Annotated in this window: 6 protein-coding genes; 2 read left to right on the top strand and 4 right to left on the bottom strand. The window is 63.5% G+C overall.

Features of this window, described 5'->3' with window-relative positions:
• Positions 1 to 126: 126 nt before the first annotated feature.
• Genes NKI64_RS31980 through guaB form a run of 3 tightly spaced genes read right to left on the bottom strand, consistent with a single transcriptional unit; the run spans position 127 to position 2,660 of the window.
• The gene (locus NKI64_RS31980) at positions 127 to 546 is read right to left on the bottom strand and encodes an MAPEG family protein (protein WP_023682427.1); all 420 of its coding nucleotides are present in this window, start codon (positions 544 to 546) and stop codon (positions 127 to 129) included.
• A gap of 22 nt (positions 547 to 568) precedes the next feature.
• Complete coding sequence (locus NKI64_RS31985; protein ID WP_050587175.1) at positions 569 to 1,138, bottom strand: hypothetical protein; 570 nt, start codon at positions 1,136 to 1,138, stop codon at positions 569 to 571.
• A 19-nt stretch (positions 1,139 to 1,157) separates the two neighbouring features.
• On the bottom strand, positions 1,158 to 2,660 hold the full coding sequence (gene guaB, locus NKI64_RS31990) for an IMP dehydrogenase (RefSeq protein ID WP_023742866.1): 1,503 nt from the start codon (positions 2,658 to 2,660) through the stop codon (positions 1,158 to 1,160).
• A 56-nt stretch (positions 2,661 to 2,716) separates the two neighbouring features.
• Between guaB and NKI64_RS31995 the strand changes: the two genes are divergently transcribed.
• Together NKI64_RS31995 and NKI64_RS32000 are read left to right on the top strand one after the other, a co-directional pair.
• Positions 2,717 to 2,917 (top strand): hypothetical protein, encoded by a 201-nt coding sequence (locus tag NKI64_RS31995; RefSeq protein WP_031198005.1) that lies wholly within the window; start codon positions 2,717 to 2,719, stop codon positions 2,915 to 2,917.
• Between the two features lie 109 nt (positions 2,918 to 3,026).
• Positions 3,027 to 4,448 (top strand): MFS transporter, encoded by a 1,422-nt coding sequence (locus tag NKI64_RS32000; RefSeq protein WP_023816215.1) that lies wholly within the window; start codon positions 3,027 to 3,029, stop codon positions 4,446 to 4,448.
• 216 nt (positions 4,449 to 4,664) lie between these two features.
• Here NKI64_RS32000 and NKI64_RS32005 read toward each other — a convergent pair whose 3' ends face one another.
• A complete protein-coding gene (locus NKI64_RS32005; protein WP_023694903.1) occupies positions 4,665 to 5,375 on the bottom strand; it encodes an RlmE family RNA methyltransferase in 711 nt (236 codons plus the stop codon).
• Positions 5,376 to 5,674 lie beyond the last annotated feature (299 nt).

The following is a 5,674-nucleotide window of genomic DNA, read 5'->3' on the forward strand; positions in this document are numbered from 1 at the left end:
TCGTCTCGGCCCAGCCGTCATCAACAAGCGATTCGTGTGTCATCGCAGTGTAGAATCACACCCGATTCCGCAGGGCAATACCTATCTTAGCGCCTATGCCCACAAGGGGGAGGGTAAACAACTGCCCTACACCGCTCCGAGCAGGTGTAGCGCGAACCAGATCCATGCCAGCAAGAGAATGATCGCGCCGACGTAGAAGGCGCGGCTGCGAAACCGCAGATTGTTGCTGGTGAGGTGGACCCAGGCGTGGCCATAGCGGGAAATCACGAAAATCCACATCAAGGCCAGGGTCAGATAATTGACGCCATTGGTCGCGTGCAGCGCCAGACACAGCACATAGAACAGCACCGGCAGTTCGAACTGGTTGATGAGATTGTTGGCAACCGTGACGCTCGACCCGGGCTCGGTCGTGCGCACCTTGTATTGACCGACCTTGGCCTCGCCCGATTTGACCGCGCCGTAGCGGCGCCGGCCCATCACGACATAGACGATATAGACGAGGAACACCTGCGCCAGCATCGGCCAGAAAATCGCGGTCTGGCTCATGGCGTTGCCCCTGCTCTGTCGTTCATGCCTGTGGACGCCGCTGGGCGGCAAGGATCAAAAACGCGATGACGATGACGGGGATCGCCAGCAGCGCGAATTTGGTGACGATCAGCGACGAGGCCAAAGACAGAGAATCCGGGTTGGCCGACAGCGCATCGGACAGAAGCCGCGCCACCGCAATGTTCTGGGCGTAGTCGGCGCATGTGTAGGGCAGCACGATGACCAGCGCGAACAGCGCCTGAAGCTGCACCGGCATGGCACGAAAATTCTTCAGCCGCCGCCCCGTTGCCAGGATCAGGCTGACCATGGTCAGCGACAGCAGCGCCGGGAAGAGAAGGTCGAAAGTCAAATAGTGCCAGACCAGGATGATCTCGCTGCCGCGTCGGCCGAGTGCCGTCAGCCAGGCCATGCCCTCATCGGGCGTGAACCCGCCAAGGCGCACGTCGAGCGACGGCAGGCCACCGCTCAGCCGGCGGAAATAGAAGAATTCCAGCAGCGTCATGATGATGAAAACCGCCGCGGCGGCAAAGCACAGCGCGCCGGCATGGCGCGCCAGCCGCAGCACGATCGTCGCCTGGTGGCGCCAAAGCATGTACCGCTCTGGCTGCCGGTCAGGCTCCGCCAGGATAGTTCGGGCTTTCGCGGGTAATCGTGACGTCATGGGCGTGGCTTTCACGAAGTCCGGCGTTGGATATGCGCACAAAGGTGGCGCGTTCGCGAAAATCGGCAAGGTCGCGGCCACCGACATAACCCATAGCGGCTTTTAGCCCGCCCGCAAGCTGGTGCAGCACGCCAGACACAGGTCCCTTGTAGGGCACCTGCCCTTCAATGCCTTCCGGGACCAGTTTCAGCGTGTCGCGAACCTCGGCCTGGAAGTAGCGATCGGCCGAGCCGCGCGCCATGGCGCCGACAGAGCCCATGCCGCGATAGGCCTTGAAGGAGCGGCCCTGATGCAGATAGACCTCGCCCGGGCTTTCGTCGGTGCCGGCCAGCAGAGAACCGATCATGGCCGCACTGGCGCCCGCGGCAAGCGCCTTGGCCAGGTCACCCGAATATTTGATGCCGCCGTCGGCGATGACCGACACGCCTGATCTATGCGCCGTCTCGACCGCCGACATGATCGCCGAAAGCTGCGGCACGCCGACGCCGGCGACGATGCGCGTGGTGCAGATCGAGCCCGGGCCGATGCCGACCTTGACGGCATCGGCGCCGGCGTCGATCAGCGCCTGCGTGCCTTCGGCGGTGGCGACGTTGCCGGCCAGGATGCGGACGGAATTGGAAAGCTTCTTGGCCCGCGTCACCGCATCGAGCACGCGCTGCGAATGGCCATGCGCGGTGTCGATGACCAGGAGGTCGACACCGGCATCGATCAACCGCTCGGCGCGCTCGAAGCCGTCATCGCCGACGCTGGTGGCGGCCGCCGCCCGCAGGCGCCCCTGCGCATCCTTGGTGGCGTGCGGGTTGAGCTGCGACTTCTCGATGTCCTTGACGGTGATCAGGCCGACGCAATTGCCGGACTTGTCCACGACGACGAGCTTTTCGATGCGGTGCTGGTGCAGCAGCCGCTTGGCCTCGTCCTGGTCGACATTCTCCTTGACCGTGATCAGGTTCTCACGGGTCATCAATTCGTAGACTTTCTGCCCCGGATCGGAGGCGAAGCGCACGTCGCGGTTGGTCAGGATGCCGACCAGGCGGCCGATCTTCTGGCCGCCGCTGCCGCCATTCTCGACCACCGGAATGCCCGAGATGGAATAGGTGCGCATCAGCGCCAGCGCGTCCGCGAGCGTGGCGTCGGGGCCGATGGTGACCGGATTGATGACCATGCCCGATTCGAACTTCTTGACCTGACGCACCTGCTCGGCCTGTTCGGCCGGCGAGAAATTGCGGTGGATGACGCCGATGCCGCCGGCCTGCGCCATGGCGATGGCGAGCCGCGCCTCGGTGACGGTGTCCATGGCGGCCGACAGGATCGGCACGTTGAGGTCGATGTCGGTGGCGATGCGGGTGCGGATGTCGGTCTCACCGGGCATGACCTCGGAATGACCGGGCTGCAACAGCACGTCGTCAAAGGTCAGCGCCAGCGCGCCGGTGGACGTTTCGATGATTTTTGCCATGGCCAGTCCTCGGATACGAAAAGCGCTGGGAGAATACAAAAAAGCGCTGGACCGAAATGGACAGCGCCGACTCGTTTCTTCCCTTTCAGGATTGGCGCTGGCTGGTAACACGTCGCGGCGCCGATGAAAAGCCGGTCATCTCCTATTCGGCGGACCTGCCCAGGAGAGGGTCGATTTTCGCCAGTTTCATCCTTTGTGCAGAAACGCAGCAACGCCTCTTGTCCGCGCGCGGTCGCACAAAAGTGACAGCAAATTAATGCGACATCGCGCCTGAGGCGTGATAACCGCCGGTTCGTATCGCTTGCCCCGCCTTTTCATTGCCTGGATTGGTCGGCACGCAATTTTTGGCCAGTTCGGACGCGTTCGTTGAACCGCATCATTCCGCTCATTCTGGCGGTCGCCTTGTTCATGGAAAACATGGATTCGACCGTCATTGCGACATCGCTGCCGGCGATCGCCGTCGACATCCACACCAGCCCGATCGCGCTCAAGCTGGCGCTGACCGCCTATCTGGTGTCGCTGGCCATCTTCATTCCGATCAGCGGCTGGATGGCCGACCGGTTTGGCGCCAAGACCATTTTTCGCGCCGCGATCGGCGTGTTCATCGTCGGCTCGGTCTGCTGCGCCATCTCCAATTCACTGCCGGCCTTCGTCGTCTCGCGCTTCCTGCAAGGCATAGGCGGCGCCATGATGACGCCGGTCGGCCGCCTGGTGCTGGTGCGCGCGACGCCGAAGAGCGAGCTGGTTGCCGCCATGTCGTGGCTCACGGTGCCGGCGCTGGTCGGCCCGCTTGTGGGACCACCGATCGGCGGCTTCATCACCACCTATTTCACCTGGCACTGGATCTTTCTGATCAACGTGCCGATCGGCCTGATCGGCATCTGGCTGGCGACGCGCTTCCTGCCGCAAACCGACTCGATGGAGACGCCGCCGCTCGATTTCGTCGGTTTCGTGCTGAGCGGGCTGGCGGCCTCCGGCGTCGTCTTCGGCCTGTCGGTGGTCAGCCTGCCCTATCTGCCGCCGGCGACCGGCCTCATCACCGTGGCGGTCGGGCTGATTTCCGGCGTGCTCTATCTGCTGCATGCGCGGCGCGCCAAGAACCCGCTGCTGGCGCTGGAACTGTTCCGCAACCAGGTGTTCCGCTCCTCGGTGCTCGGCGGCTCGCTGTTTCGCATCGGCATCGGCGCGGTGCCGTTCCTGTTGCCCCTGATGTTCCAGATCGGCTTCGGGCTGACGCCGTTCCAGTCGGGCATGATCACCTTCGTCTCGGCCATCGGCGCCATCGGCATGAAGTTCGTCACCGCGCTGATCTTCCGGCTCGCCGGCTTCCGCCGGGTGCTGATCTGGGGCTCGCTGATCGCGGCCGCATCGATCGCCATCTACGGCCTGTTCACGCCGGAGACGCCTTACGCGCTGATGCTGGCGATATTGCTGGTCGGCGGGTTTATCCGCTCGATGTTCTTCACCGGCGTCAACGCGCTCTCCTATGCCGAGGTGACGGCTGAAGACACCAGCAAGGCAACGCCGATCACGGCGGTGTTCCAGCAGTTGTCGATCGCGCTCGGCGTGGCGCTGGCCGGCGGCATCCTGGAAGTCTCGACCTCGATCCATGGCGGCCCGCTGATGCTCGGCGATTTCCACATTGCCTTCTTCATCGTGGCGGCAGTGTCAGCGGCGGCGTCGGTATCGTTCATGCGGCTGGCACCGGATGCCGGCAATGCGGTGTCGGGCCACGGCCGGCTGACGACGCCGAAGACGCTGGAGCCGGTGAGCACGGCTGGGAAGTAAGGGGCGGCGCGACGAAAATCGTCGACGTCGGCGATCCTTCACACCCCCCTCTGGCCTGCCGGCCATCTCCCCCGCAAGGGGGGAGATCGGATATCACGCGGCTTTCGCCAATCTTGCAACTTTGAAGGAATGGCGAGACGGTCGCAGCTGCCAATCTCCCCCCTTGCGGGCGAGATGTCCGGCAGGACAGAGGGACGGAACGCTACGAAGCGTCTTTCACGCCGTGCCGTCTCTGCCCTTAAAATCCTTCGCCAGCAAATACAGTTCCACCGACTCATCCCGCGACGCCGGCGGCTTCACGTGGTGCACCGAGCGGAAGTTCTTCTTGAGCATCGACAGCAGCTCGTTTTCGGCGCCGCCTTGAAACGTCTTGGCCAAAAAGTGCCCGCCCGGCTTCAGCACCGACAGCGCGAAATCGGCGGCCACCTCGCACAGATGCATGGTGCGGATGTGGTCGGTTCGCTTGTGGCCGGTGGTCGGCGCGGCCATGTCGGACAACACGATATCGGGGTCGCCGCCCAGCGCCTCGGCGAGCTTTTGCGGCGCTTCCGGGTCGAGGAAATCCATCAGCAGCACCGGCGCACCCGGCACCGCATCCATTTCGAGATAGTCGATGCCGATGACATGTGGATTATCAGCCGTCGATTTCGTCCTCGCGGCCGCCACCTGGCACCAGCCGCCGGGGGCCGCACCGAGATCGATGACCTTCATGCCGGGTTTCAGCAGATGATGCTTGTCATCGATCTCGATCAGCTTGTAGGCCGCGCGCGAGCGATAGCCGTCGGCCTTGGAGCGCTGGACATAGGGATCATTGATGTGGCGCTGCAGCCAGCGGCGCGACGATTCCTTCAGGCCGCTCTTCTTCTTGATCCGCGTCTTGAGGACACGAATGCTGGCGGAGCCCGGCTTTTCCGGCTTCTTGGTCATGACGTTATTTCTTGTTTGAGTTTTTGCGCTGGCCGAGTTGCCGCCGTTTTTCGGCGGCTTCGCGTTTCGCGAAGGGCTTCCCCCACTCCGTCGCCGCTTCGCGGCGCCACCTCTCCCCCCTCCGGAGGGAGAGGAAAGGCGCCGGTCTGCATAAGTTCGCGCCCTTCCTCTACCCCGTCGATCGGGGGAGAGGTGTCGAGGGCAGCGAGGCCGGGGGGGGGGGGGCCGGTGACCAAACCCGGGAGGTTTAAAAAAAAATAAGCAGCCCACGCTCGCCTAAAATTTTAAATAGGGGGTGG

This window comes from Mesorhizobium sp. M0478, from assembly GCF_040321305.1.
In the GTDB taxonomy this organism is placed as follows: Bacteria; Pseudomonadota; Alphaproteobacteria; order Rhizobiales; family Rhizobiaceae; genus Mesorhizobium.

Excerpts from the sequence above, each read along its gene's own strand:
- NKI64_RS32005 (WP_023694903.1), bottom strand. The coding sequence starts at position 5,375 with ATGACCAAGAAGCCGGAAAAGCCGGGCTCCGCCAGCATTCGTGTCCTC.
- NKI64_RS31980 (WP_023682427.1), bottom strand. The coding sequence starts at position 546 with ATGAGCCAGACCGCGATTTTCTGGCCGATGCTGGCGCAGGTGTTCCTC.
- NKI64_RS31985 (WP_050587175.1), bottom strand. The coding sequence starts at position 1,138 with ATGCTTTGGCGCCACCAGGCGACGATCGTGCTGCGGCTGGCGCGCCAT.
- NKI64_RS31995 (WP_031198005.1), top strand. The coding sequence starts at position 2,717 with ATGGACAGCGCCGACTCGTTTCTTCCCTTTCAGGATTGGCGCTGGCTG.
- guaB (WP_023742866.1), bottom strand. The coding sequence starts at position 2,660 with ATGGCAAAAATCATCGAAACGTCCACCGGCGCGCTGGCGCTGACCTTT.